At 60.9% G+C, this 26,168-nt stretch carries 27 protein-coding genes; 17 read left to right on the top strand and 10 right to left on the bottom strand.

The window, feature by feature from the left end:
- The first annotated feature begins 47 nt into the window (after positions 1-47).
- Together GV819_RS18430 and GV819_RS18425 are read left to right on the top strand one after the other, a co-directional pair.
- A complete protein-coding gene (locus GV819_RS18430; protein WP_161757477.1) occupies positions 48-383 on the top strand; it encodes a DUF6388 family protein in 336 nt (111 codons plus the stop codon).
- Positions 384-439: 56 nt separating this feature from the next.
- Positions 440-1,144 (top strand): YoaK family protein, encoded by a 705-nt coding sequence (locus GV819_RS18425; RefSeq protein ID WP_161757476.1) that lies wholly within the window; start codon positions 440-442, stop codon positions 1,142-1,144.
- An 11-nt stretch (positions 1,145-1,155) separates the two neighbouring features.
- On the opposite strand, the gene GV819_RS18420 is transcribed toward GV819_RS18425, so the two are convergent.
- Positions 1,156-1,905 carry an SDR family oxidoreductase gene (locus GV819_RS18420; RefSeq protein ID WP_161757475.1) on the bottom strand — a complete coding sequence of 250 codons (750 nt, stop codon included), beginning with the start codon at positions 1,903-1,905 and terminating at the stop codon, positions 1,156-1,158.
- 182 nt (positions 1,906-2,087) lie between these two features.
- Here GV819_RS18420 and tusD point away from each other — a divergent pair, with 182 nt between their 5' ends.
- The 6 genes from tusD to GV819_RS18390 all read left to right on the top strand — a co-directional run bounded on the left by tusD (position 2,088) and on the right by GV819_RS18390 (position 5,560).
- Positions 2,088-2,480 (top strand): sulfurtransferase complex subunit TusD, encoded by a 393-nt coding sequence (gene tusD / locus GV819_RS18415; protein WP_161757474.1) that lies wholly within the window; start codon positions 2,088-2,090, stop codon positions 2,478-2,480.
- A 1-nt stretch (position 2,481) separates the two neighbouring features.
- Positions 2,482-2,844, top strand: a complete 363-nt coding sequence (gene tusC, locus GV819_RS18410; protein ID WP_161757473.1) for a sulfurtransferase complex subunit TusC — start codon at positions 2,482-2,484, stop codon at positions 2,842-2,844.
- The gene (tusB, locus tag GV819_RS18405) at positions 2,844-3,140 is read left to right on the top strand and encodes a sulfurtransferase complex subunit TusB (protein WP_161757472.1); all 297 of its coding nucleotides are present in this window, start codon (positions 2,844-2,846) and stop codon (positions 3,138-3,140) included. Before tusC ends, tusB begins: the two co-directional genes overlap by 1 nt.
- Positions 3,137-3,472, top strand: coding sequence for a TusE/DsrC/DsvC family sulfur relay protein (locus GV819_RS18400; RefSeq protein ID WP_161757471.1), 336 nt, complete (start codon positions 3,137-3,139; stop codon positions 3,470-3,472). The genes tusB and GV819_RS18400 overlap by 4 nt, the downstream gene beginning before the upstream one ends.
- Positions 3,469-4,470: a glycosyl transferase family protein gene (locus GV819_RS18395; protein ID WP_161757470.1), complete on the top strand. Its 1,002-nt coding sequence runs from the start codon at positions 3,469-3,471 to the stop codon at positions 4,468-4,470. Before GV819_RS18400 ends, GV819_RS18395 begins: the two co-directional genes overlap by 4 nt.
- A gap of 88 nt (positions 4,471-4,558) precedes the next feature.
- A complete protein-coding gene (locus tag GV819_RS18390) occupies positions 4,559-5,560 on the top strand; it encodes a glutathione S-transferase family protein (protein ID WP_161757469.1) in 1,002 nt (333 codons plus the stop codon).
- A 66-nt stretch (positions 5,561-5,626) separates the two neighbouring features.
- Here the strand turns inward: GV819_RS18390 and cysG are convergent, their stop codons facing one another.
- From cysG to GV819_RS18360, 6 genes are all read right to left on the bottom strand, one after another.
- Entirely contained in the window at positions 5,627-7,021 is a 1,395-nt protein-coding gene (gene cysG / locus GV819_RS18385) for a siroheme synthase CysG (protein WP_161757468.1), read from the bottom strand.
- Positions 7,022-8,302, bottom strand: a complete 1,281-nt coding sequence (gene serS, locus GV819_RS18380) for a serine--tRNA ligase (RefSeq protein ID WP_161757467.1) — start codon at positions 8,300-8,302, stop codon at positions 7,022-7,024. It lies immediately after the preceding gene.
- A gap of 16 nt (positions 8,303-8,318) precedes the next feature.
- The gene (crcB, locus tag GV819_RS18375) at positions 8,319-8,693 is read right to left on the bottom strand and encodes a fluoride efflux transporter CrcB (protein ID WP_161757466.1); all 375 of its coding nucleotides are present in this window, start codon (positions 8,691-8,693) and stop codon (positions 8,319-8,321) included.
- The gene (locus tag GV819_RS18370) at positions 8,690-10,015 is read right to left on the bottom strand and encodes a replication-associated recombination protein A (RefSeq protein ID WP_161757465.1); all 1,326 of its coding nucleotides are present in this window, start codon (positions 10,013-10,015) and stop codon (positions 8,690-8,692) included. The genes crcB and GV819_RS18370 overlap by 4 nt, the downstream gene beginning before the upstream one ends.
- A gap of 33 nt (positions 10,016-10,048) precedes the next feature.
- Positions 10,049-10,672 carry an outer membrane lipoprotein chaperone LolA gene (gene lolA, locus GV819_RS18365; RefSeq protein WP_161757464.1) on the bottom strand — a complete coding sequence of 208 codons (624 nt, stop codon included), beginning with the start codon at positions 10,670-10,672 and terminating at the stop codon, positions 10,049-10,051.
- Between the two features lie 68 nt (positions 10,673-10,740).
- Positions 10,741-13,149, bottom strand: coding sequence for a DNA translocase FtsK (locus GV819_RS18360; protein WP_161757463.1), 2,409 nt, complete (start codon positions 13,147-13,149; stop codon positions 10,741-10,743).
- Positions 13,150-13,444: 295 nt separating this feature from the next.
- Here GV819_RS18360 and trxB point away from each other — a divergent pair, with 295 nt between their 5' ends.
- From trxB to infA, 4 genes are all read left to right on the top strand, one after another.
- Positions 13,445-14,395 (top strand): thioredoxin-disulfide reductase, encoded by a 951-nt coding sequence (trxB, locus tag GV819_RS18355; protein ID WP_161757462.1) that lies wholly within the window; start codon positions 13,445-13,447, stop codon positions 14,393-14,395.
- 72 nt (positions 14,396-14,467) lie between these two features.
- The gene (aat, locus tag GV819_RS18350) at positions 14,468-15,148 is read left to right on the top strand and encodes a leucyl/phenylalanyl-tRNA--protein transferase (RefSeq protein WP_161757461.1); all 681 of its coding nucleotides are present in this window, start codon (positions 14,468-14,470) and stop codon (positions 15,146-15,148) included.
- A 58-nt stretch (positions 15,149-15,206) separates the two neighbouring features.
- A complete protein-coding gene (locus tag GV819_RS18345; RefSeq protein WP_161757460.1) occupies positions 15,207-15,914 on the top strand; it encodes an arginyltransferase in 708 nt (235 codons plus the stop codon).
- Positions 15,915-16,014: 100 nt separating this feature from the next.
- On the top strand, positions 16,015-16,233 hold the full coding sequence (infA, locus tag GV819_RS18340) for a translation initiation factor IF-1 (protein ID WP_002553999.1): 219 nt from the start codon (positions 16,015-16,017) through the stop codon (positions 16,231-16,233).
- A 209-nt stretch (positions 16,234-16,442) separates the two neighbouring features.
- On the opposite strand, the gene clpA is transcribed toward infA, so the two are convergent.
- Positions 16,443-18,713 carry an ATP-dependent Clp protease ATP-binding subunit ClpA gene (gene clpA / locus GV819_RS18335; RefSeq protein WP_161757459.1) on the bottom strand — a complete coding sequence of 757 codons (2,271 nt, stop codon included), beginning with the start codon at positions 18,711-18,713 and terminating at the stop codon, positions 16,443-16,445.
- A gap of 29 nt (positions 18,714-18,742) precedes the next feature.
- Complete coding sequence (clpS, locus tag GV819_RS18330; protein ID WP_011062173.1) at positions 18,743-19,105, bottom strand: ATP-dependent Clp protease adapter ClpS; 363 nt, start codon at positions 19,103-19,105, stop codon at positions 18,743-18,745.
- A gap of 224 nt (positions 19,106-19,329) precedes the next feature.
- Between clpS and cspD the strand changes: the two genes are divergently transcribed.
- Positions 19,330-19,587, top strand: a complete 258-nt coding sequence (cspD, locus tag GV819_RS18325) for a cold shock domain-containing protein CspD (RefSeq protein WP_161757458.1) — start codon at positions 19,330-19,332, stop codon at positions 19,585-19,587.
- 79 nt (positions 19,588-19,666) lie between these two features.
- On the opposite strand, the gene icd is transcribed toward cspD, so the two are convergent.
- Positions 19,667-20,923, bottom strand: a complete 1,257-nt coding sequence (gene icd, locus GV819_RS18320; protein ID WP_161757457.1) for an NADP-dependent isocitrate dehydrogenase — start codon at positions 20,921-20,923, stop codon at positions 19,667-19,669.
- Positions 20,924-21,427: 504 nt separating this feature from the next.
- On the opposite strand from icd, the gene GV819_RS18315 reads away from it, so the two are divergent.
- The 4 genes from GV819_RS18315 (at position 21,428) to hflD (ending at position 26,098) form a co-directional block, all read left to right on the top strand.
- A complete protein-coding gene (locus GV819_RS18315; protein ID WP_161757456.1) occupies positions 21,428-23,653 on the top strand; it encodes an NADP-dependent isocitrate dehydrogenase in 2,226 nt (741 codons plus the stop codon).
- A 173-nt stretch (positions 23,654-23,826) separates the two neighbouring features.
- Entirely contained in the window at positions 23,827-24,273 is a 447-nt protein-coding gene (locus GV819_RS18310; RefSeq protein WP_161757455.1) for an NUDIX hydrolase, read from the top strand.
- 71 nt (positions 24,274-24,344) lie between these two features.
- Positions 24,345-25,478, top strand: coding sequence for a tRNA 2-thiouridine(34) synthase MnmA (mnmA, locus tag GV819_RS18305; RefSeq protein ID WP_161757454.1), 1,134 nt, complete (start codon positions 24,345-24,347; stop codon positions 25,476-25,478).
- Complete coding sequence (hflD, locus tag GV819_RS18300; protein WP_161757453.1) at positions 25,475-26,098, top strand: high frequency lysogenization protein HflD; 624 nt, start codon at positions 25,475-25,477, stop codon at positions 26,096-26,098. The genes mnmA and hflD overlap by 4 nt, the downstream gene beginning before the upstream one ends.
- Positions 26,099-26,168: the final 70 nt, after the last annotated feature.

Genomic DNA, 26,168 nt, shown 5'->3' with positions numbered 1-26,168 from the left:
GCATCCAGCATCGCGCCTGAACACGGGCGCACTTTCCAGGAGTCTCAATGGCAAGCAACGATCAACCCCATGAACTGGCCCTGCGTAAATTCCTCGAACAACGGCCCGAACTGGCCCAGCAACTCGACCACCTCAATCCCCTCGAAGCCCGGGCCCGTGGCGAAACCCCGGAGCAGTATCGTGAAGAGCGCCTGCACGAGGCATTCGAAGCAGAGGCCGAACGCCAGGGTCTGTTCGCCTGGGAGCTGAGCCTGCAAATGACCGCGACCAGCGCCGAGGAGTATCAGGTCCGACGCCAGGCGGTACATAAGGAGGTGGCGGAAATGGCCGGCCTGCCATGGCTGGAGTACTGCACGCTGCACGGCCTCGACCCTGAAGCCTGATCTCGTGCATTGACCCGCACACGTCCCCCGCAGTCCCTGACCAGGAGAATTCGACGATGCTGCCTTCCACCGCCCGCCCAGCTAATGATCCGGCCCTGCAACACGCGCAAAAATGGCGCGGCCGGATCGGCCTCGCCCTCGTGGCCTGCCTCTCGGTACTGGCCGGCATGACCGACGCCATCGGCTTCATGGCCACGGGGGATTTCGTCTCCTTCATGAGCGGCAACACCACACGCCTGGCGGTGGCCATCAGCGACGGCGACCTGGGCTTGATCCTGCGCCTGAGCCTGTTGGTGGCGACCTTTGTCGCCGGTAACGCGCTGGGGGTGATGGTCAGCCGCCTGGGTGGGCACCGCGCCCTGCCCCTGCTGCTGTGTATCGCCGCGTTGCTGTGCATCGCGGCCAGTGGGTCCACCGACAGCCAGTTGCCGGCAATACTGGCGGCAATCATCGCCATGGGCATGCTCAATGCTGCGGTGGAGGAAGTGAACGGACTGCCGATTGGCCTGACCTACGTTACCGGCGCGCTGTCGCGCTTCGGCCGCGGCTTCGGACGCTGGTTGCTCGGCGAGCGGCGTAACGGCTGGCGGGTGCAACTGGTGCCCTGGGCCGGCATGTTCGCCGGCGCGGTACTGGGAGCCTTGCTGGAACAGCGCCTGGGCTTGCAGGCGCTGTATGTCAGCGCGGTGATTTCGGCCTTGCTGGGGCTGGTGTCACTGCGTATTCCAAGGCGCTGGCAGCGCCAGTACAGCGGTCGTTGAGCCCAACGCCATCAACTGAACAAGCCACCGTCGTCGGTGTCGATGACGATCGACGACAGGCTGATATGCCGTGGCCGGGTCAGAGCGAAGACCACCGCTTCCACTACATCGCGGTTAGTACCCTTCTGGCCTTTCTGCCGGTCGGGCACCTGTTGCCATTGTTCATCCAGCGGCGAGATGTCTTCCAGGTACGGCGGGTGCACGCACAGAGAGCGCACCGGCGTGCCCTTGAGCACCTGGCGCAGACCGTCAGCCAGGGCCAGTTGCCCGTGCTTGGCCGCGTAGAACGGCAACGACACGCTGTGCAGCGGTGCATTGGGCAAACCGCTGATGGAGCCGATGGTGACGATGTCCGGGCGCTTCGACGCCTTGAGCGCGGGCAGCAGGCCTTGGGTCAGCAGGTAGGTGCCGCTCAGCGCGGCATCGATTACCCCCAGCACCTCACTGGAGCTGTGGGGCTGTTCGCTGGCCTCCAGCCACATGGCGCCGTTGTTGATCAGAACATCGACCTGGGGCTGGCGTACGTGGATCTCGGCCAGCGCGGCCTTGACGCTGTCCATGTTGGCCAGGTCCACCACCACTTGCTCGGCCGAGTTGCCGGTGCGTGCCAGGATTTGCGCGCCGACATCCGCCAGGGCCGCGGCATTGCGTCCACAGAGGATCAGCTTGCAGCCCAAGTCCGCCAGGCTGATGGCCAGCGCCGCTCCCAGGCCGCGACCGGCACCGGTGACCACGACTACCGCTGATTTCAGATCCAACATCCCTTGCTCCTTGTCCGAGATAGATTGAGGGCGTGAGTCTATCCCCCGATGTTGGCGAGCGGTCCGGACAAGCGTTACCCGATATGTCCCGCCAGCCCGGCAACAGCCTGTACGCAAAGGGGTTTAGCCGCGGCGGCGCTAAAGCTTTATCATGGCGCCCAGGTTTACCCGAAGAGTCCGTCATGAAGTTCGCCATCGCCCTGTTCTCTGCCGCCCATGCGCCCTCCTCGCGCCGTGCCCTGCTGTTCGCCCAGGCGGCGCTGGCCGGCGGGCATGAAATTGTCCGGCTGTTCTTTTACCAGGACGGCGTGCACAACGCCTCGAACAGCGTCGTCACGCCCCAGGACGAACAGGACCTGCCCCGGCAATGGCGCGAGTTCGTCAGCCAGCACCAGCTCGACGGCGTGGTGTGCATCGCTGCAGCCCTGCGTCGCGGCGTGTTGAACGGCGATGAAGCCAAGCGTTATCAGCGTGGGGCGGTGAATGTCGAGGCCCCCTGGGAATTGTCCGGGCTCGGCCAGTTGCACGACGCGGTACAGGCCGCCGACCGCTTGATCTGTTTTGGAGGGTCGTGAGATGGCCAAGTCACTGTTGTTGATCAGCCGCCAGGCGCCCTGGTCCGGCCCCGGTGCCCGCGAGGCACTGGACATCGTGCTTGCCGGCGGCGCTTTCGACCTGCCCATCGGCGTGCTGTTCCTCGATGACGGCGTGCTGCAACTGGCCCCCGGGCAGAAGCCCGCAGCCCTGCAGCTCAAGGACCTCGGCGCCAACCTGCAGGCGCTGTCGCTGTTCGGCGTCGAGGAACTGTTCGCCTGCCAGGCCAGCCTGGACCTGCGCGGCCTCGACCCGGCCGCCCTGAACCTCGATGAGGTGCAGTTGCTGAGCACTCCGGAGCTGGCCGGGATCATTGACCGTTACGACCAGGTGATCACCCTCTGATGTCGACCTTGCATGTGTTGTCCCATTCCCCCTTCACCGACACGCGCCTGGGCAGTTGCCTGTGCCTGCTCGGAACTGCCGATGCCTTGCTGCTGTGCGGCGACGCGGCCTACGCCCTGCAACCTGGCAGCGCCGCCTACAGCGAGTTGAGCGCCCGCAGCGGCTTGAACCTCTACGTACTGGAGGAAGACCTCCAGGCCCGCGGCCTGGTATTGCCAGGCTGGGCCAAGGTCGTGGACTATCCGGGCTTTGTCGACCTGTCGATCCAGCATGACAAGGTCAATACCTGGCTATGAACACCCTGACTGTCGGCACCCGTGCCATCGAGCTGGACAAGGACGGTTACCTGGTCAATCTGCAGGACTGGTCCGCCGAAGTCGCCGAAGCCCTGGCTGCGGCGGAAGAGCTGGAACTCAGTGCGGAACACTGGGAGATCCTCGAACTGCTGCGCGGTTTCTACCAGGAGTTCCAACTGTCCCCTGCCACCCGCCCGCTGATCAAGTACAGCGCACTGAAGCTGGGCCCGGACAAGGGCAACAGCCTGCACCTGAACCGCCTGTTCAAAGGCACCCCCGCCAAACTTGCCGCCAAGCTGGCGGGCCTGCCGAGGCCGACCAATTGTCTATGACTGAATTTGCCCCGCTGCTCACCGAAACCCCGGCCGAGCATCCCTTCGCCCAGTTCGTGCGGATCCTTGGCAAAGGCAAGCGCGGCGCGCGCAACCTGACCCGCGAGGAAGCCCGGGAGGCCATGGGCATGCTCCTTGATGAGCAGGTCGAAGACACCCAGCTCGGCGCCTTCCTTATGCTTCTGCGACACAAGGAAGAGAGCCCGGAAGAACTCGCCGGTTTCACCGAGGCCCTGCGCGCGCGCTTGAATGCCCCGGCGATCCCCCTCGACCTGGACTGGCCGACCTACGCCGGCAAGAAGCGCCACCTGCCCTGGTACCTGCTGGCGGCCAAGTGCCTGGCGCAGAACGGCGTGCGCATCCTGCTCCACGGCGGTGGTGCACACACCGCCGGGCGCATGTACACCGAGCAGTTGCTGCAGCCGCTGGGCATTCCCCTGTGCCGCACCTGGCAAGCAGTGGGTGAGGCGTTGGATCAGGGCAACCTGGCCTTTATGCCCCTGGGCGACTGGGCCCCGCAAATGCAACGGATGATCGACCTGCGCAACATCCTCGGGCTGCGCTCGCCAATCCATTCCCTGGCACGCATCCTTAATCCCCTCGGCGCCCGTTGCGGTTTGCAGAGCATCTTCCACCCCGGCTACCAGGCGGTGCACCGCGATGCCAGCGGCCTGCTGGGAGACAACGTGATTGTGATCAAGGGCGATGGCGGCGAGATCGAGATCAACCCCGACGCCGACAGCCACCTGTATGGCAGCACCGGTGGCGTCAGTTGGGATGAGGAATGGCCGATGCTGTCGGCACAACGTCACGTCAAACCGGCAAGCCTCGACCCCGAACACCTCAAGGCGCTGTGGCGCGGCGAGGTCGAAGACAGCTACCCGCAACTGGCCCTGCTGGCGACCATGGCTTTGGCCTTGCGCGGGCTGGGCATGCCTCGGGAACAGGCCTTCAAGCAGGCGCAGCACTATTGGGATGCCCGGGATCGATCGATTTAATAGATCTTGACCGCGCAGTTTTTGCACTTTTTGTTCGAAGTCAAGGCAATAGACTGCACTCCAACGCACATTAGCCGAGGAGCATTGTATGGGCCTGTTGATCGAAGGACGCTGGCATGACCAGTGGTACGAAAGCAGCAAGGACGGCGCCTTCCAGCGCGAACAGGCGCAACGACGCCATTGGGTGACGGCCGATGGCCGTCCCGGTCCTACGGGCGAAGGCGGCTTTGTCGCTGAAGCCGGGCGCTACCACCTGTACGTGTCCCTGGCCTGCCCCTGGGCCCATCGCACCTTGATCATGCGCAAGCTCAAGGGCCTGGAAAACCTGATAGAGGTCTCGGTGGTCAGTTGGCTGATGCGCGAGAACGGCTGGACCTTCGACAAGGAACACGGCTCCAGCGGCGACCTGCTGGATCAGTTGGACTTCATGCACCAGCGCTATACCGCAGACACCGCCGACTACACTGGCCGCGTCACCGTGCCGGTACTCTGGGACAAACAGCAGAAACGCATCGTCAGCAATGAGTCGGCGGAGATCATCCGCATGTTCAACAGCGCCTTCGACGGCTTGACCGGCAATACCCTGGATTTCTATCCGCAGCCACTGCGCAGCGAGATCGAGGCCCACAACCAACGCATCTACCCAGCAGTGAACAACGGCGTGTACCGCGCCGGGTTCGCCACTTCGCAGCAAGCCTACGAGTCAGCTTTCGATGATGTCTTCGCCGAGTTGGACTACCTGGAGCAGCACTTGAGCCAGCAGCGCTACCTGGCCGGCGAGTACCTGACCGAAGCCGATGTACGCCTGTTCACCACACTGATTCGCTTCGATGCGGTGTACTACAGCCACTTCAAATGCAACCTGCGGCGGATCGCCGACTACCCGAACCTGTCGAACTGGCTGCGGGAGCTGTACCAGTGGCCGGGGATTGCCGAGACCGTGGATTTCACCCACATCAAGGGGCACTACTACGCCAGCCACACCACCATCAATCCGACGGGGATTGTGCCCAAGGGGCCGCAGCAGGATTTCGGCCGCAGCCATGATCGGCAACGGTTGAGTGGACTAGGGGTTTGGTGCAGGAATTGAGGACGCTTTCGCCGGCAAGCCGGCTCCTACGCAGATCATGTAGGAGCCGGCTTGCCGGCGAAGCTTTCAGACCTCGGACTGGGCGCCGTCGAACCAGGCCAGCTTCTCGCGCAGTTGCACCACTTCACCGACGATCACCAGAGTCGGCGCATGCACTTCATGCTCCGCCACCAGTTGCGGCAAGTTCGCCAGGGTGCCGGTAAACACTCGCTGGTTGCTGGTAGTGCCCTGCTGGATCAACGCCGCCGGAGTGTCGGCGCCGCGACCGTGCTTGATCAACTGCTCGCAGATGACCGGCAAGCCCACCAGGCCCATGTAGAACACCAGGGTCTGGGCCGGGCCCACTAGGTCGTTCCAAGGCAGGTTGGTGCTGCCGTCCTTGAGATGGCCGGTGACAAAACGCACGGATTGCGCATAGTCGCGATGGGTCAGCGGAATCCCGGCATAAGCCGAGCACCCACTGGCCGCGGTAATCCCCGGCACTACCTGGAAGGCAATGCCATGGGCCGCCAGTTCCTCGATCTCTTCACCGCCGCGACCGAAGATGAACGGATCGCCGCCCTTGAGCCGCACTACCCGCTTGCCTTGCTTGGCCAAGTCCACCAGTTGCTGGTTGATCTGGTCCTGGGGCACGGCGTGATCGGCGCGGCGCTTGCCGACATAAATGCGCTCGGCATCGCGGCGGCACAGCTCAAGAATGGCCGGTGCTACCAGACGGTCGTAGAGCACCACATCGGCCTGCTGCATCAGGCGCAGGGCACGGAAGGTCAGCAGGTCCGGATCACCCGGCCCAGCACCCACCAGATACACCTCGCCCGTCGCCTGGACGGCCTGCCCGTCGATCTTGGCTTGCAGCAGGCGCTCGGCTTCTGCGCCCTGCCCGGCCAACTGGCGATCAGCGATCGGTCCCTGGAATACGTCTTCCCAGAAAGCCCGACGCTGCTGCACGTTCGGAAACAGCTGTTTCACCTGGGCGCGAAAGCGCGCAGCCAAACCAGCCAACTGCCCATAGGTGGAAGGAATCCAGGTTTCCAGCTTGGCCCGGATCAAACGCGCCAGCACCGGTGCATCACCGCCACTGGAAACCGCAATCACCAGGGGTGAACGGTCGACAATCGCCGGGAAGATCACGCTGCACAGGGCCGGCGCGTCCACCACATTGACCGGCACGCAACGCCGGTGGGCATCGGCCGAAACCTGGGCGTTGAGGGCTTCATCGTCGGTAGCAGCGATGATCAGGGTGCAGCCGTCGAGATCGCCTTCGGCATACCCGCGCAGCAGCGACTCACCGCCGCTGGCGACGATCAGTTCCTGCAATTGCGCTTCTATTTCAGGTGCGACTACCCGCAGCTGCGCACCGGCATCGGCCAGCAGACGGGATTTGCGCAAGGCAATTTCCCCTCCACCGACCACCAACACACGACTGCCGCGAAGCTTGTGAAACAGCGGCAGATATTCCATTTAGCCGATGACCTCAAGGCCAGCCATGTACGGTTTCAGCACGTCCGGCACACGGATCGAACCGTCGGCCTGCTGGTAGTTTTCCAGCACCGCCACCAGGGTCCGGCCTACGGCCAGGCCAGAACCGTTGAGGGTGTGCACCAGCTCAGGCTTGCCGGTTTCCGGGTTGCGGAAACGCGCCTGCATGCGCCGGGCCTGGAAATCACCGCAGTTGGAGCACGAGGAGATCTCGCGATACTTGTCCTGGCTCGGCACCCAGACTTCCAGGTCGTAGGTCTTCACCGCACTGAAACCCATGTCGCCGGTGCACAGGGCCAGCACGCGGTACGGCAGTTGCAGCAGTTGCAGGACTCTCTCGGCGTTGCCGGTCAGGCCTTCCAGGGCGTCCATGGACGTCGAAGGTTCGACCACCTGGACCATCTCGACCTTGTCGAACTGGTGCTGGCGGATCATCCCGCGGGTGTCGCGGCCCGAGGCACCGGCCTCACTGCGGAAGCACGGGGTGTGGGCAACCAGCTTCAGCGGCAGTTGCTTCGGATCGAGGATCTCACCGGCAACGATGTTGGTCAGCGACACTTCGGCAGTCGGGATCAGGTACAGATCGGCCTCGCCTTCGCGGGTGATCTTGAACAGGTCTTCCTCGAATTTCGGCAGCTGGCTGGTGCCCATCAGCGCCGGCGCCTGCACCAGGTACGGGGTGTAGGCTTCTTCGTAGCCATGCTCGCCGGTGTGCAGGTTGATCATGAACTGCGCCAGGGCGCGGTGCAGACGGGCAATCGGGCCACGCAGCAGAGCGAAGCGCGCACCGGACAGCTTGGCGGCGGTTTCAAAGTCCAGCCAGCCATGGGTTTCGCCCAGGGCCACGTGATCCTTGATCGGAAAATCAAAGGTGGTCGGCGTGCCCCAGCGGCGCACTTCGACGTTGCCATCTTCGTCTTCGCCCACCGGCACCGACTCATGAGGCAGGTTGGGAATGCTCAACAGGATCGAATCCAGCTCGCTCTGAATGGTTTCCAGTTCGGCCTTGCCGGAGGTCAGCTCGTTCCCCATGCGCTCGACATCAGCCATCAGCGGGGCAATGTCTTCGCCACGTTGCTTGGCCTGGCCAATGGATTTGGAGCGCGCGTTACGTTCAGCCTGCAGTTGTTCGGTGCGGGTCTGCACGGTCTTGCGCTGTTCTTCCAGCGCTTCGATGCGTGCCACATCCAGGGCAAAGCCGCGGGATGCCAGACGATCCGCTACGTCCTGGAGGTTGCTACGTAACAGTTTGGAATCGAGCATGTCGTTCTCTCGTTTATCAAAGTTTGGTCAAGGACAGGCCGGCCCAAGTAGCAAGCAGCCCGCCGAATACACTCAGTGCCGCATAGCCCAGGGCCAGCGCCACTTGTCCGCTTTCCAGCAGACGCACGGTATCCAGTGAAAAGGATGAAAAAGTCGTCAGGCCACCGAGGAAGCCCACTATCAATCCGGCACGCACTTCGATCGGCACTTCCGGACGAATCAGGAACAGTCCGTACAACACGCCGATCAGCAGGCAGCCCACGATATTAACGGCCAGCGTCGCGGTATAGAAGTGCCGCGGCCAATTGGCGTTGATCCAGTTGCCAGTGGCAAAGCGCAACAGGGTGCCGGCGATGCCGCCGGCGGAGACTGCAAGGATCAACGGGATCAAGGTTTTCTCCGCCGGATGGGGCTGGCCCGGTCAAGGGCCGCGAGGTGCTTGAGCTTCTCGCCGATCTTCAACTCCAGGCCTCGGGGCACCGGCTGGTAGAGGGCCAGGGGTTCGAGCTCTTCGGGAAAGTAGTCTTCGCCGGCGGCGTAGGCATCCGGCTCATCGTGGGCATAGCGATATTCGTCGCCGTAACCCAACTGCTTCATCAGCTTGGTCGGGGCGTTGCGCAGATGGATCGGCACTTCCAGGGAGCCGTGCTCGGCGGCGGCGCGCATGGCGGCCTTGAAGCCCATGTACACGGCGTTGCTTTTCGGCGCGCAGGCCAGGTAGGTGATCGCCTGGGCCACCGCCAGCTCGCCTTCGGGGCTGCCCAGGCGTTCCTGCACGTCCCAGGCCGCCAGGCACAGGCTCAGGGCACGAGGGTCGGCGTTGCCAATGTCTTCGCTGGCCATGCGCACCACGCGCCGGGCCAGGTACAGCGGATCACAGCCGCCGTCGAGCATGCGCGCGAACCAGTACAGCGCGCCATCGGGGTTGGAGCCGCGCACCGACTTGTGCAGCGCGGAGATCTGGTCGTAGAAGGCTTCGCCGCCCTTGTCGAAGCGCCGACGGGTATCCCCCAGCAGGCTTTGCAGCAGGTCGACGCCGATCTCGCCGCCGTCTTCCGCCAGGTCCGAGGCGTTTTCCAGCAGGTTGAGCATGCGCCGGCCATCGCCATCGGCCGCCGACAGCAGCATCTGGAAGCCTTCGTCGCTAAGGCTCAGTTGACGCTTGCCCAGGCCACGCTCCTCACTCAAGGCGCGCTGCACCAGGGTTCCCAGGGCCGTCTCATCCAGGCTCTTGAGCACATAGACCCGAGCCCGGGAGAGCAAGGCGTTGTTCAATTCAAACGAGGGGTTTTCCGTGGTGGCACCGATGAAGATCAGCGTGCCGTCTTCCACGTAAGGCAGGAAGGCGTCCTGTTGCGACTTGTTGAAGCGGTGCACTTCGTCGACGAAGAGAATGGTCCGCCGACCGTATTGCCCGGCCTGCTGCTTGGCGATTTCCACCGCCTGACGAATCTCCTTGACCCCGGCCAATACCGCCGAAACGGTTTCGAAGTGCGCGTCCGAGACTTCCGCCAACAGCCGCGCCAGGGTGGTCTTGCCGACCCCGGGCGGGCCCCAGAAGATCATCGAATGCAAAGCGCCCTGCTCCAGGGCTTCGCGCAGCGGCTTGCCCCGGGCCAGCAGGTGCTGCTGGCCGACGTACTCATCCAGATTGGCGGCACGCAAACGCGCAGCCAAGGGCTGGGCGATCGGGGCACTACGAAACAGGTCCATGGACTACCTTCGAAACCTCGCGGCTACAGATTTTTACTCTTGGATCACATCGGCACCCTTGGGGATGTCGAACTTGAACTTGGACGCCGGGATCGGCTCGTTGGCCTTGACCCCAGTGAACAGGATATTGGTGCGCTGGCCGACACTGTCGATCAGTTGCATGTCGTTGATCATGCCGTTGCGGAACGACAGGCGCAGGCTGTCGAACAGGGTGTCCTTGGTTTTCGGCTTGAGGGTGAAGTCCATCACGCCACCGGCCTCCTTGGAGGTGATATCGAAGCTTTCGCTGATCTTCGACACGTCACCGGACAACAGCAGCGCAGGGGTCTGGGTCAGGCGCTGGTCGAGCTTCTTGATGGTCACTTGCTCCAGGTCCGGGTCCCACAGCGAGACTTTCTGGCCATCGGAGACCATCAGTTGCTCTTGTGGTGCATCGGTGTGCCAGTAGAACAGGCCAGGACGCTGCAGCGACATCTCGCCGGCGGTTTCCTGCAACTGGGTGCCGCCGCCGTCGAGGGTCAGCTGGGAGAAACGTGCGGTCAGGGTCTGGGATTTTTCCAGCAACTGGGTCAGGCGCGCTACGTCTTTCGGGTCGGCATGGGCCGACAAAGTGGTCACAGCCAATACCGGCAGTAGCAACATGCGAATCAGGCGCATGGAATTCCTCATAAAGTGAATGGGTGTGCGAGCGACGTGTGATCACGTCGCGGGTATCGAAACAGGGATCAGTCGCGCATGGGACCCGGCGCCAGCACTTCGCGGGAGCCGTTGGTGTTCATCGAGGTGACCACGCCGGCCATTTCCATGGCCTCGATCATCCGCGCGGCGCGGTTGTAGCCGATTTTCAACTTGCGCTGCACGGCGGAGATCGACGCCCGACGGCTCTCCAGGACGAACTGCACGGCTTCATCGTAGAGCGCGTCGGTTTCGGCATCATCGCCATCACCACCGCCACTGCCGCCATCAAAACCGCTGCCCGCCTCTTCGACACCGTTGAGGATGTCGTCGTTGTATTCAGGCGCGCCGCGCAGTTTCCAGGCTTCCACTACCCGGTGCACTTCATCGTCGGAGACGAAGGCGCCGTGTACGCGGATCGGCAGGCTGGTGCCTGGCGGCATGTAGAGCATGTCACCGTGGCCCAGCAGTTGCTCGGCGCCGCCCTGGTCGATGATGGTCCGTGAGTCGATCTTGCTCGACACCTGGAACGCCATGCGGGTCGGAATGTTGGCCTTGATCAGGCCGGTGATCACGTCCACCGACGGCCGCTGGGTCGCGAGGATCAAGTGGATGCCGGCAGCACGGGCTTTCTGCGCGATACGCGCGATCAGCTCTTCGACCTTCTTGCCGACGATCATCATCATGTCGGCGAATTCGTCCACCACCACCACGATGGTCGGCAGCTTGCTCAACAGCGGCGCTTCGTCGTGGATGCTTTCGCGGTTGTACAGCGGGTCGGTCAGCGGTGTGCCGGCGTCCTGGGCTTCCTTGACCTTGGCGTTGAAGCCCGACAGGTTACGCACGCCCATCTTGGCCATCAGCTTATAGCGCCGCTCCATCTCCGCCACGCTCCAGCGCAGGGCGTTGGCGGCGTCCTTCATGTCGGTCACTACCGGGCACAGCAGGTGCGGAATGCCTTCGTAGATCGACAGTTCGAGCATCTTCGGGTCGATCATGATCAGCTTGGCGTCTTCCGGGCCGGACTTGAACAGGATCGACAGGATCATCGCGTTGACCCCCACCGACTTACCGGAACCGGTGGTACCGGCCACCAGCAGGTGCGGCATCTTCGCCAGGTCGGTAATCACCGGCCGGCCACCAATGTCATGCCCCAGGGCCAGGGTCACCGGGGACTTGAAGTTGTCGTATTCCGGAGTCGAAAGGACCTCGGAGAAGCGCACGATCTGCCGGTCTTCGTTGGGAATCTCGATACCTACGGTGGTCTTGCCAGGAATCACTTCCACCACCCGCACGCTGGTCACGGCCAGGGAGCGGGCCAGGTCCTTGGCCAGGTTGGAGATACGACTGACCTTCACCCCTGCCGCAGGCTGGATTTCGTAACGGGTGATCACCGGGCCCGGGTGGATGGAGTCCACCGACACCTCGACCCCGAATTCCTTGAGCTTGATTTCCAACAGGTGGCCAACAGCCGCCAGGGACTCGGGGGAATAATTCAGCTGTTTCTTTTCCGCCGGGTCGAGAATCGAGATCGGTGGCAAGGTGCCTTCCACGGCGCTGTCGATGAACAACGGCGCTTGCTTCTCTTTCTGCACGCGCTTGCTTGGCTCCGGCGGCTTGGTGGCAATCGGGGTGATCACCGGCGGCACCTGCTTCTCGCGCTCCGACATATGCTTGCTCAGAGCCTGCTCGCGCTCGATCAGGCGCTCCTTGACCTTGGCCTGCTCACGCTTGTCGGCAACGCTCGACGGCGCGACCTCATCGACCCGGGCATCCACCTCGCGCAGTTGCACCATCAGTTGCTTGCGCTCCACGCGAGCATCCCACCAACGATTGGCGGCGCCCTGGAACAGCTCGAACAGATCGAGGGTGATCTTGCCGGTGACGTCCATCACCTTGAACCAGGACAAGTCGGTGAACACCGTCAGGCCAAACAGGAATAGGGCAATGAACATCAGGGTGCTGCCCTGGATGTTCAGCGCGTTCCTGGCCAGGTCGCCCAGGCTTTCGCCCAGTGCCCCGCCCGCACCGGCCGGCAAGCCGGTGGCCGCATGGAAATGGATGTGCGCCAGCGCGGCACCGGACAACACCAGGAACACCAGGCCGATCAGCCGCCAGGAAAACAGCCAGCCACTCCACTGCCAGGGTTCATGCCGCTGACGGAAGATCTGGTAGGTCTTGACCGCCAATAACAGAGGGAAGATATAGGCGAAGTAACCCAACACCATAAATAGGATATCGGCGCTGTAAGAACCGGCGGGACCACCGAAGTTCTGTACATCCTCTATCTTGCTGTTATGACTCCAACCCGGATCATCTTTACCGTAGGTCAGAAGAGCCATCATCAAGAACAGGCACAGGGCTCCAATGGCGATCAACGCACCTTCCCTGAGCCGGTAGTGCAATTGTTGACGCCAGAGCGGAACAACAGGTTTAGGTGCTGCGGTGGATTTCTTCAAAACGCGTCTTTTCCTGCGCCATGGGCGCGTCCAACGGGTGATTGACTACAAGATACTGCTCAATCCGAGCAGGTAAATAAAGTTGACCGGCGTAACTGGGGCTACTTTTAACACTCTGCCCCTTGCTTCTGAAACAGTGCAATTCTGAATAAACCGGTTACATCGTCGCATTGTACGGGTTTGTTCACGGCATGCCACGTCAGAACAGTCTGCTTAGCATAGCTATTTAGCTGTTACGCACTGCTTAATTGGAGCATGCATTCTCTTTTGTGACAAAGGCTTATGAGGAGTTTTCATGAACGATGCGAAGCATTCACGCCTGATCATTCTGGGCTCCGGCCCGGCCGGTTACAGCGCCGCTGTTTATGCCGCCCGCGCCAACCTCAAACCGACACTTATCACCGGCTTGCAAGCAGGCGGCCAACTGACCACCACCATCGAAGTTGATAACTGGCCAGGGGATGTCGAAGGCCTGACCGGCCCGGTACTGATGGAACGCATGCAGAAACACGCCGAGCGCTTCGATACCCAGATCGTTTATGACCACATTCACACCGCACAGTTGCAGCAGCGGCCGTTTATCCTCATCGGCGACAGCGGCACCTATAGCTGTGATGCGCTGATCATTGCCACAGGCGCCTCAGCGCAGTATCTGGGCCTGCCCTCCGAAGAAGCCTTTGCCGGCAAAGGCGTCTCGGCCTGCGCCACCTGTGACGGTTTCTTCTATCGCAACCAGGTGGTGGCCGTGATCGGCGGCGGCAACACCGCCGTTGAAGAAGCGCTGTACCTGGCCAACATCGCCAAGGAGGTCCATCTGGTGCACCGCCGCGACAAACTACGGGCGGAGAAGATCCTTCAGGACAAGCTGTTCGACAAAGCCGCCAATGGCAACATTCGCCTGCACTGGAACCAGCATCTGGAGGAAGTGCTGGGGGATGCCAGTGGCGTGACCGGAGCCCGGCTCAAGGACACTACTAGCGGTAAAACCACCGACCTGGCGCTGGCCGGGGTGTTTATCGCCATTGGCCACAAGCCCAATACCGACTTGTTCCAGGGACAACTGCCAATGCGCGACGGCTACCTGCTGGTCAAGGGTGGCAGCGAGGGCAATGCCACGGCCACCGGCATCGAAGGCGTGTTCGCTGCTGGCGATGTGGCCGATCATGTCTATCGCCAGGCCATTACTTCTGCAGGTGCCGGCTGCATGGCCGCCCTGGACGCAGAAAAATACCTCGACGACAACTAAGCCCTCGCCCTACGCTTGTCGCGGGCCGTCAATGGCTCGCCACCGCCCTCCCCCGCCACAAGTCTGGATGCCATGCTGACCTGGTTACAACGCAACACACTCGACTTCCCGCCACTGGAAAAAGCCATGCGCGAGCCCAACGGCCTGCTGGCTGCGGGCGGTGATTTGTCTGCCGATCGCTTGATCCAGGCTTATCGTCACGGCTGCTTCCCCTGGTTCTCCGAGGGTCAGCCGATCCTCTGGTGGTCCCCCGACCCACGCACCGTGCTACTTCCTGACGAACTGCATGTCTCCCGCAGCCTGGGCAAACTGTTGCGCCAACAGCGCTACCAAGTGACCTTCGATCAGGATTTCGCTGCGGTCATCAGCGCCTGCGCAGCACCCCGAGCCTATGCCGATGGCACCTGGATCAGCGAGGCCATGCAACAGGCCTATCTGCAACTGCATCAGCGCGGCCATGCTCACTCCGTGGAAGTCTGGGATCAGGGCGTGCTGGTGGGCGGCCTGTATGGCTTGGCCATGGGGCAGCTGTTCTTCGGCGAATCGATGTTCAGCCGCGCCGACAATGCCTCGAAGTTCGGTTTTGCCACCCTGGTGGAGCGGCTGAAGGAATGGGGATTTGTCTTGATCGACTGCCAGATGCCTACCGAACACCTACACAGCCTGGGAGCCCGGTCCATTTCCCGAGTGGAATTCGCCGACTACCTTAAGCGTCATCTGGATCAACAGAGCCGTGCCATATGGGTTTCCTAGGCGGGCTTGACGGCTGTGGCTTACACTTAATTGCAAAGCTTACTCCGAGGGTTGACTCATGACCGAGTTAGCGCGCCTGAAGTTTTATGCGACTCAACCCCACTCTTGCAGCTACCTGCCCGATGAACAGGCAACCACCCTGTTTCTCGATCCTAGCCAGCCCATGGACGTGCATGTCTACGCAGATCTGTCGGAGATGGGGTTTCGTCGCAGCGGTGATCACCTGTACCGGCCGCATTGCCAGAACTGCAACGCTTGCGTACCGGCACGCATTCCTGTGGCCCAGTTCTTGGCCAATCGCCAGCAAAAACGCATTGTAAAACGCAACAGCGACTTGAGCGTACATGCGGCCAAACCCGGCTTCAGCGAAGAATACTTCGACCTGTACCAACGCTACATCGAGCAACGCCACGCCGACGGCGACATGTTCCCGCCCAGCCGCGACCAATTCTCGACCTTTCTGGTACGCGACCTGCCGTTCTCGCGCTTCTACGAGTTCCGCCTGGACGGCCGCTTGCTCGCGGTAGCGGTCACCGACCTGCTGCCCAATGGCCTTTCGGCGGTCTACACCTTCTATGAACCCGACGAAGAGCGCCGCAGCTTGGGGCGCTACGCGATTCTCTGGCAAATTGGCGAAACCCTGCGCCTGGGACTGGATGCGGTGTACCTCGGCTACTGGATCAAGAACTGCAAAAAGATGAACTACAAGACCCAATATCGCCCTATAGAGCTGCTGGTTAACCAGAGATGGGTGATCCTCAACTAGAAGGTCTTGGCTTGAACCCCATTTTTCGGGCACAATGCACGCCGCTTTTGCCTGGCGCAGTTGCACCGGGCCATTCATTGGACACCGAGGGCTTTACTGCATGTCGAAAGAAGACAGCTTCGAAATGGAAGGCACTGTCGTCGACACCCTGCCCAACACCATGTTTCGTGTGGAGTTGGAAAATGGGCACGTCGTAACCGCGCATATTTCCGGCAAGATGCGCAAGAACTACATTCGTATTCTTACCGGTGACAAAGTGCGCGTCGAGCTGACGCCCTATGACTTGAGCAAAGGGCGCATCACTTACCGCGCTCGCTAATCAAGTCAATACAAGACGCCCGGTTATGCCGGGCGTTTTTGTTCGTCTCGAAAAAAACCTCCGAAATTGGCTTGCCAGCAAAAGCGCCTCCCAAAAAAGGCGCCGAGCTTGAATGCCTCTTCACCAGCACGCCGCACACTCAAATCACCAACCCCAGATAGCACAAAGGCACCTTTCGGTGCCTTTGGCTGTACAGCGTCACGCGACCTTCAAGCCATTTCCGCCGTAGTTTCGAAGTCGAAGGTCAACTCGCCATCCTTGATGTCGATGTGTACCACACCGCCATGATCGGACAACTCGCCAAACAGGATCTCCTCGGCCAGTGGACGCTTGATCTTGTCCTGGATCAAGCGCGCCATCGGACGTGCGCCCATGGCCACATCGTAACCACCAGCGGCCAGCCAGCTGCGAGCGGCATCGGTCACTTCCAGCTGCACGCGCTTGTCTTCCAGCTGCGCCTGAAGCTCGGTAAGAAACTTGTCCACCACGCTCTTGATCACTTCGTGACTCAGGCGACCAAACTGGATAATGGTGTCCAGACGGTTGCGGAACTCCGGCGTGAAGCTCTTCTTGATCACTTCCATGGCATCGGAAGAGTGATCTTGATGAGTGAAACCAATGGAAGCTCGCGCCGCGGTTTCAGCACCGGCGTTGGTGGTCATGATGACGATCACGTTGCGGAAATCCGCCTTGCGCCCGTTGTTGTCAGTCAGGGTGCCGTGGTCCATTACCTGCAGCAGCAGGTTGAAGACTTCCGGATGCGCCTTCTCGATTTCATCGAGCAGCAATACGCAATGCGGCTGCTTGGTGATCGCCTCGGTCAGCAAGCCACCCTGGTCGAAACCGACATAGCCGGGAGGCGCACCGATCAAGCGTGAAACAGTATGCCGCTCCATGTACTCGGACATGTCGAAGCGCACCAACTCGATCCCCATGGCCTTGGCCAACTGTCGCGCCGCCTCGGTCTTGCCGACACCAGTAGGACCGGCGAACAGGAAGGAACCGACTGGTTTGTCCGGTGACTTCAGGCCTGCACGGGACAACTTGATCGCCGTGGACAGCGAATCGATCGCCGCATCCTGACCGAACACGGTCAGCTTGAGATCGCGCTCAAGATTACGCAGCAGCTCTTTGTCGGAACTGGTGACATGCTTCGGCGGAATACGGGCAATTTTTGCCACGATGTCCTCGACCTGAGCCACCTCGATGCGCTTCACGCGTTTCTCCACCGGCTGCAGACGCTGATAGGCACCCGCCTCATCGATGACGTCGATGGCCTTGTCTGGCATATGCCGGTCATTGATATAGCGCGAAGCCAGCTCCGCAGCGGCGCGCAGGGCTTCATCACTGTATTCGATACCGTGATGCTGCTCGAAGCGCCCCTTGAGACCACGCAGGATACCGATGGTGTCCTCGACCGAAGGCTCGGACACGTCGACCTTCTGGAAGCGCCGAGCCAGGGCCCGATCCTTCTCGAAGATACCGCGGAACTCCTGGAACGTGGTCGAGCCGATGCAACGGATATCACCCGAAGACAGCAGCGGCTTGAGCAGATTAGAGGCGTCCATCACCCCGCCAGATGCCGCACCAGCACCAATGATGGTGTGGATTTCATCTATGAACAGAATCGCCTGAGGGCGCTTCTTCAACTCGCCCAGCAACGCCTTGAAGCGCTTCTCGAAGTCGCCGCGGTATTTGGTACCCGCCAGCAAGGCCCCAAGATCGAGGGAATAGACAACGCTATTGATCAGCAGGTCCGGTACTTGATTGTCGACAATGCGCTTGGCCAAACCTTCGGCAATCGCAGTCTTGCCGACACCGGCCTCCCCCACCAACAGCGGGTTGTTCTTGCGCCGACGAGCGAGGATCTGGGCAACGCGCTCGACCTCCTGCTCGCGACCTACCAGCGGATCAATGCGCCCTTGACGGGCCAGCTCATTGAGGTTGCTGGCATAGGCATCCAGAGGATTACTGGAAGAAGACGGCTCACCGCCTTCTTCGTCCTGCATATCCTGCTCACCTTCAGAATGATCACCATGCCCAGGCACCTTGGAGATGCCATGAGCGATATAATTGACCACGTCGATACGGGCAACGCTCTGCTGTTTCAGCAGGAACACCGCCTGACTCTCTTGCTCACTGAAAATTGCCACCAGCACATTGGCGCCGGTGACTTCACGCTTGCCCGAGCTCTGTACGTGAAAGACAGCACGCTGCAGTACACGCTGGAAACCCAGGGTTGGCTGAGTCTCGCGATCCTCGTCATGCACGGGAATCAATGGCGTGGTGGAGTCGATGAACTCCTGCAGGTCATGCTTGAGTTTGTCGAGGTTTGCTCCGCAGGCACGTAAAACAGTGGCGGCGGCCTCATTATCCAAAAGAGCCAACAGAAGGTGCTCGACGGTCATGAATTCATGACGCTTCGAACGGGCCTCCTTGAAGGCGAGATTGAGGGTGACTTCGAGCTCGCGGTTTAACATAGCTTCACCTCATACCCAAGTGGTCGGCGTTAACCGTCCTTCTCGATTTCACAGAGTAGCGGATGCTGGCTTTCCCGGGCGTACTGGTTGACCTGCATGGCCTTGGTCTCGGCGATGTCGCGGGTAAACAATCCACACACTGCCCGCCCTTCGGTATGGACGGCCAGCATGACCTTGGTCGCCAGCTCGCGATTCAGGTTAAAAAACATCTCGAGCACTTCGACGACGAAATCCATCGGGGTGTAGTCATCGTTGAACAAAACCACCTTGTACATTGGCGGTGCCTGTAACGCGGGCTTGGCCTCCTGTACAGCCAAGCCAGCGGAATCGTCGTCGTGCAAGTCCGGGCGATCCTGATTGAATGTTAGTCGAATCTGGCTGATTGCATGCATGGAAAGAAAGGTTCGTCAGTTGTGCAAATACAGTGGTGGGGGCGCCCTGGATGGAATTCAACTCCGACCGCCGGGTCACCTTGACTATCGGCAAAACGGTGTTACAACCAATAGGGCCCACATTGGGTAATAAACGTCCGCGGCGTCAACCTTTTTACTAAGTTTGATGGCGGATGAACTGGATGATACTCCAGTGATGGAGTCTGTTGCAGAGGGATATGAGTATGGCTAGCGGTAAGGTCAAGTGGTTCAACAATGCCAAGGGATATGGCTTTATTAATGAGGAGGGCAAGAGTGATGATTTGTTTGCCCATTACTCAGCCATCGACATGGATGGCTACAAGACCTTGAAAGCCGGACAGGCTGTGAGCTTCGAGATCATCCAAGGCCCCAAGGGGCTGCACGCGATCAAGATCAGCGCCCTGAAAGTCCCCGGTGAAATCCTCACCCCAGAGACCCAGCATGAAAGCGCACTGAGCTGATTTACCCAACATCCAGTCATAAAAAAACCGGCCGACTCAAGGGATTGAGTCGGCCGGTTTGCTTTGCTCGTGAATCAGCTTACATGTGCGAGATCAGTGCATCGCCGAATGCCGACGAAGACAGCAGGGTCGCGCCATCCATCAGACGCTCGAAGTCATAGGTCACGGTCTTGGCCGAGATGGCGCCATTGGTGCCCTTGATGATCAGGTCCGCAGCTTCGGTCCAGCCCATGTGACGCAGCATCATCTCAGCCGAAAGAATCAGCGAGCCCGGGTTTACCTGGTCCTTGCCCGCATACTTGGGCGCGGTACCGTGGGTGGCCTCGAACATTGCGATGGTGTCGGACAGGTTGGCACCTGGCGCAATACCGATACCGCCCACTTCCGCCGCCAGGGCGTCGGACAGGTAGTCACCGTTGAGATTGAGGGTAGCGATCACATCGTATTCCGCCGGCCGCAGCAGGATCTGCTGGAGCATGGCATCGGCGATGGCGTCCTTGACGATGACGTTCTTGCCGGTTTTCGGGTTCTTGAACTGCATCCACGGACCGCCGTCCAACAGGGTCGCGCCGAACTCTTCGGCCGCCACTTCATAGGCCCACTCTTTGAAGGCACCTTCGGTGAACTTCATGATGTTGCCTTTGTGCACAATGGTCAGCGAGTCGCGATCGTTATCCACTACATATTGCAGCGCCTTGCGCGCCAGACGCTTGGTGCCCTGCAGGGAAACCGGCTTGACGCCGATGCCGCAGTTTTCGTCGAAACGGATCTTGGTGACGCCCATTTCTTCTTTAAGGAACTTGATGACCTTGGTGGCTTCAGCCGAACCGGCTTTCCACTCGATGCCAGCGTAAATGTCTTCGGAGTTCTCACGGAAGATGGTCATGTCCACATCGCCTGGCTTCTTCACCGGGCTAGGCACGCCGTCAAACCAGCGCACCGGACGCAGGCACACATACAGGTCGAGTTGTTGACGCAGGGCCACGTTCAGGGAACGAATGCCACCACCGACCGGAGTGGTCAATGGGCCCTTGATGGAAACCACGTAATCCTTTACCGCGTCCAGGGTTTCCTGAGGAAGCCAGGTGTCCTGGTCGTACACTTGAGTCGCTTTTTCCCCGGCATACACTTCCATCCAGGAAATCTTGCGTTCGCCGCCGTAAGCCTTCTTAACCGCAGCATCGACAACCTTGATCATGACCGGGCTGATATCAACGCCAATACCGTCGCCTTCGATGAAAGGAATAATCGGGTTGTTAGGAACATTGAGAGAATGGTCTGCGTTGACGGTGATTTTGTCGCCGACTGCTGGAACCTGAATCTTCTTGTATCCCATGCTGAACTCCGTTGTGTGGATTGAACATCTGGCTGCGTTCGAGCGTACCCCAGTTGAATCTGGACGGGAACCTCATGTTCCACTCATCGGTCGCGAAGCTGCGCAGTTCGCGGCCTACAAGCCTGAAAGCAAAGGGAAAAGTGCCAAACTCGAGCACCTCGAACGACTCTACGCCTGCACCCTGCCTGCGACCTTTAGACCAATGGACGAGAGTCGGTGCTTATGAAGCATCGGCGCTTTGCTAGCTACCTATGTATAATGCCGCCGCTGACCACAGAGTCACGACGGCAGGCCCCCTCTGCTACAGGCAAATGTAGCCGAGACCTTCCGCCAAAAGCCGGGTTGTTACCGCAGCCCACCCGCTTGACGCTCGACTGATGCACCCAACATCACCGCGAAGAAATCTCGACATTCGGCTCATGGACGACCTTTGAACGAAAGCGCTTACCCGGCGCACCTCGAGTTTCTGCGCACGCTTTAGCAAAGAAGAGAGTTAATCCGAATATGCCCACCCGCTCGAAGATCATCTACACCTTCACCGACGAAGCTCCGGCCCTCGCCACCTATTCCCTGCTGCCTATCGTAGAAGCCTTCACCGCTTCGGCTGATATCGCCGTGGAAACCCGCGACATCTCCCTGGCCGGCCGCATCCTCGCCAGCTTCCCCGAGCAGTTGGGCGCCAAAGCGGTGCCGGACCACCTCGCCGAACTGGGCGCACTGGCGGTCACCCCGGCAGCCAACATCATCAAGCTGCCGAACATCAGCGCTTCGGTACCGCAACTGCAAGCCGCGATCAAAGAGCTGCAAGCTCAGGGCTACGCTTTGCCGGACTATCCGGAAGCCGTGACCAGCGACGCCGATAAAGACGCCAAGGCGCGCTACGACAAGATCAAGGGCAGCGCCGTGAACCCGGTCCTGCGTGAAGGCAACTCCGACCGCCGCGCACCGCTGTCGGTAAAGAACTACGCACGCAAGCACCCGCACAAAATGGGCGCCTGGGCCAAAGACTCCAAGTCCCACATTGCCCACATGAACAACGGCGACTTCTACGGCAGTGAAAAAGCCGCGCTGATCGACGCCGCCGACAGCGTCAAAATCGAACTGATCGCTCAAGACGGCACTGCCACCGTCCTGAAGGAAAAAACCGCCGTGCAAGTCGGCGAGATCCTCGATTGCGCAGTCATGAGCAAAAAGGCCCTGCGCGCCTTCATCGCCGCTGAAATCGAAAGCGCCAAGCAACAAGGCGTACTGCTCTCGGTGCACCTCAAAGCCACCATGATGAAGGTCTCCGACCCGATCATGTTCGGCCAGATCGTTGCCGAGTTCTATCAGGATGCCCTGGCCAAGCACGCCACCGTGCTGAAGCAAATCGGCTTCAACCTGAACAACGGTATCGGCGACCTGTACGCCCGTATCAAGGCCCTGCCAGCCGAGCAACAAGCACAGATCGAAGCCGACATCCAGGCCGTTTACGCTGCCCGCCCGGCCCTGGCCATGGTCAACTCCGACAAAGGCATCACCAACCTGCACGTGCCGAGCGACGTCATCGTCGACGCCTCGATGCCGGCCATGATCCGTGATTCCGGCAAGATGTGGGGCACCGATGGCCAGTTGCACGACACCAAGGCCGTGATCCCGGATCGCTGCTACGCCACCATCTACCAGGCGGTGATCGAAGACTGCAAAGCCAACGGCGCTTTCGATCCGACCACCATGGGCAGCGTGCCGAACGTTGGCCTGATGGCGAAAAAAGCCGAAGAATATGGCTCCCACGACAAGACGTTCGAAATCAAGGCAGACGGCGTAGTTCGCGTCACCGATGGCAAAGGCGGCCTGCTGCTGGAGCAGAAAGTCGAAGCCGGCGACATCTTCCGCATGTGCCAGACCAAAGACGCGCCGATCCAGGACTGGGTCAAGCTGGCAGTCAACCGTGCTCGCGCCAGCAGCACCCCAGCGATCTTCTGGCTGGACCCAATGCGCGCCCACGACGGCGTGATGATCGAGAAAGTTCAGGCCTACCTGAAGGATCACGACACCAGCGACCTGGACATCCGCATCATGTCCCCGGTTGACGCCATGAAGTTCACCCTGGCCCGCACCCGCGAAGGCAAGGACACCATCTCGGTGACCGGCAACGTACTGCGCGACTACCTGACCGACCTGTTCCCGATCATGGAACTGGGCACCAGCGCCAAGATGCTGTCGATCGTGCCGCTGATGAACGGTGGCGGCCTGTTCGAAACCGGCGCCGGCGGTTCGGCTCCGAAGCACGTGCAACAGCTGCTGGAAGAAAACTTCCTGCGCTGGGACTCCCTGGGCGAGTTCCTGGCCCTGGCCGCTTCCCTGGAGCACCTGGGCAACACCTACAACAACCCCAAAGCCCTGGTACTGGCCAAGACCCTGGACCAGGCGACCGGTCAGTTCCTCGACAACAACAAGTCGCCATCGCGCAAGGTCGGCAACATCGACAACCGCGGCAGCCACTTCTACCTGGCACTGTACTGGGCACAAGCCCTGGCCACCCAGACCGAGGACGCTGCTCTGCAAGCGCAGTTCAGCACCCTGGCCAAGACCCTGAGCGAGAACGAAGCGACCATCGTCGCCGAGCTCAACGCCGTACAGGGCAAGCCCGTGGACATCGGCGGCTACTACAGCGCCAATCCTGAGCTGGTGAGCAAGGCCATGCGCCCAAGTGCCACCCTCAACGCGGCGATCGCGGCACTGGTGTAAGCACTACCGAACACACAAACCCCGGCCTCGCGCCGGGGTTTGTGCTTATAGAGCCTGTAGGAGCCGGCTTGCCGGCGAATGCCCCTCCCCCACGCCAAAAATGCGGCGCTCGCTTCGCCGGCAAGCCGGCTCCTACAATGCTCAATGCTCACCCTTTATAAAGGAGTGCCTTTATGGAATGGCAACCCCATATCACTGTCGCCACCATCGTCGAGGACCAGGGTCGCTTCCTGTTCGTCGAGGAGTATCAGGGCGAACAAGCCGTGCTCAACCAGCCCGCCGGGCACCTGGATGCCAATGAAAGCCTGCTTCAGGCGGCCGTGCGTGAAACCCTGGAAGAAACCGGCTGGGACGTGGAGTTGACCGGCGTGGTCGGCATCTACCTCTACACCGCCCCGAGCAATGGCGTCACCTACCAGCGCGTGTGCTTTGCCGCCAAGCCATTGCACCATCATCCGGACTACCCGTTGGACGACGGCATCATCGGTCCGCGCTGGCTCAGCCGCAGCGAGCTGCTGGAGCAGCGGGCCAACTGGCGCAGCGAGTTGATTCTGCAGTGCCTGGACGATTACCTGGACGGCCAACTGCACAGCCTGGCGCTGATCCGTCCGTCGCTTTAACCGCAGTTTTAGCCTTGCAGGCCTCAGCCTGTTAGAATCGCGTCCTTTTTCAAGACACCCATTGAATTCCTATGCGTGATCCAGCCCCTTCTGACACCCAAAAGAAGCGCGTCATCGTCGGCATGTCCGGCGGCGTGGACTCTTCCGTATCCGCCCTCCTGCTGATGGAGCAGGGTTACCAGGTGGAAGGCCTGTTCATGAAGAACTGGGAGGAAGACGACGGAACCGAATACTGCACCGCCATGGACGACCTCGCAGACGCCCAGGCCGTGTGCGACAAGATCGGTATCAAGCTGCACACCGCCAACTTCGCCGCCGAGTACTGGGACAACGTGTTCGAGCACTTCCTGGCCGAATACAAGGCCGGGCGCACGCCGAACCCGGACATCCTGTGCAACCGTGAAATCAAGTTCAAGGCGTTCCTCGACTACGCCATGATGCTTGGTGCCGACCTGATTGCCACCGGCCACTACGTGCGCCGCCGCGACATCGACGGCCGCACCGAACTGCTCAAGGGCCTCGACCCGAACAAGGACCAGAGCTACTTCCTGCATGCCGTCGGCGGCGAGCAGATTGCCAAGACTCTGTTCCCGGTAGGCGAGCTGGAAAAGCCCGAAGTGCGCGCCATTGCCGAGAAGCACGACCTGGCCACGGCAAAGAAAAAAGACTCCACCGGGATCTGCTTTATTGGTGAGCGGCGCTTCAGCGACTTTCTCAAGCAATACCTGCCGGCCCAGCCCGGTGAGATCAAGACCACCGAAGGTGAGGTCATCGGTCGCCACCACGGCCTGATGTACCACACCATCGGCCAGCGCCAGGGCCTGGGCATTGGCGGCTTGAAAGACGCTGGCGACGAGCCGTGGTACGTGCTGATCAAGGACCTGGAGCACAACGAGCTGATCGTTGGCCAGGGTAACGACCATCCGTGGCTGTTCTCCCGCGCCCTGCTCGCCTCCGACATCTACTGGGTCAACCCCATCGATCTCGACCAGCCAAGACGCCTGACCGCCAAGGTGCGCTACCGCCAGAGCGACCAGCCCTGCACCCTGGAAAAGACTGCCAGTGGCTACCGTGCCACCTTCGACGACCCGCAACGTGCAGTGACTCCCGGCCAGTCCGTGGTGTTCTACGACGGCGAAATCTGCCTCGGCGGCGGCGTGATCGAAGTGGCCGAGCCTTGGAGCAGCAAGGACGTCCGTCCATGAGCCCGATTCAGGAACAACTGACGGCGTTGGGCGGCGTGTTTCTGGCGGCAGTCCTGGTGGACCGCATCGCCAAGACCGGCCAGGTCAGCGAGGCAGCCTTGAGCTGCATGCTCGGCAGCCTGCTGATCCGCGACCCGAAAGACACCCTGGAAGTCTACGGCGGTGACGACATCAACCTGCGCGAAGGCTACCGGGCACTGATCGGCGCACTGGAACGCGACCCCACTACCCTGCAACGGGAACCGCTGCGCTACGCCCTGTCGATGCTCGGCCTTGAGCGCCAGCTGGCCAAGCGTGACGACTTGCTGGAGACCATCGGCAAACGCCTGCCGCAGATTCAGTCCCAGGTAGAACACTTCGGCCCAGCCCACGAAAACGTCATTGCCGCCTGTGGCGCGCTTTATCAGGACACGCTGAGTACCCTGCGCCAACGCATCCAGGTGCACGGCGACATGCGCAACCTGCAACAGCCGAGCAACGCCTCGAAGATCCGCGCCCTGCTGCTGGCTGGTATCCGTTCGGCCCGACTGTGGCGCCAACTGGGCGGTCATCGCTGGCAACTGGTGATCAGCCGGCGCAAATTGCTCAAAGAACTCTATCCGTTAATGCGCAGCAGCTGAGCTGCGCTGGCTTCACCTGCTTTTTTTCAAGCGCTACGCGTAAGACGCTGGTCAGTTGGCAACGGACCGG

Source organism: Pseudomonas sp. Fl5BN2 (assembly GCF_009908205.1).
Taxonomy (GTDB): Bacteria; Pseudomonadota; Gammaproteobacteria; order Pseudomonadales; family Pseudomonadaceae; genus Aquipseudomonas.
Note: the sequence above shows the minus strand (reverse complement) of the source record. Positions and strands in the feature narration are given on the sequence as shown.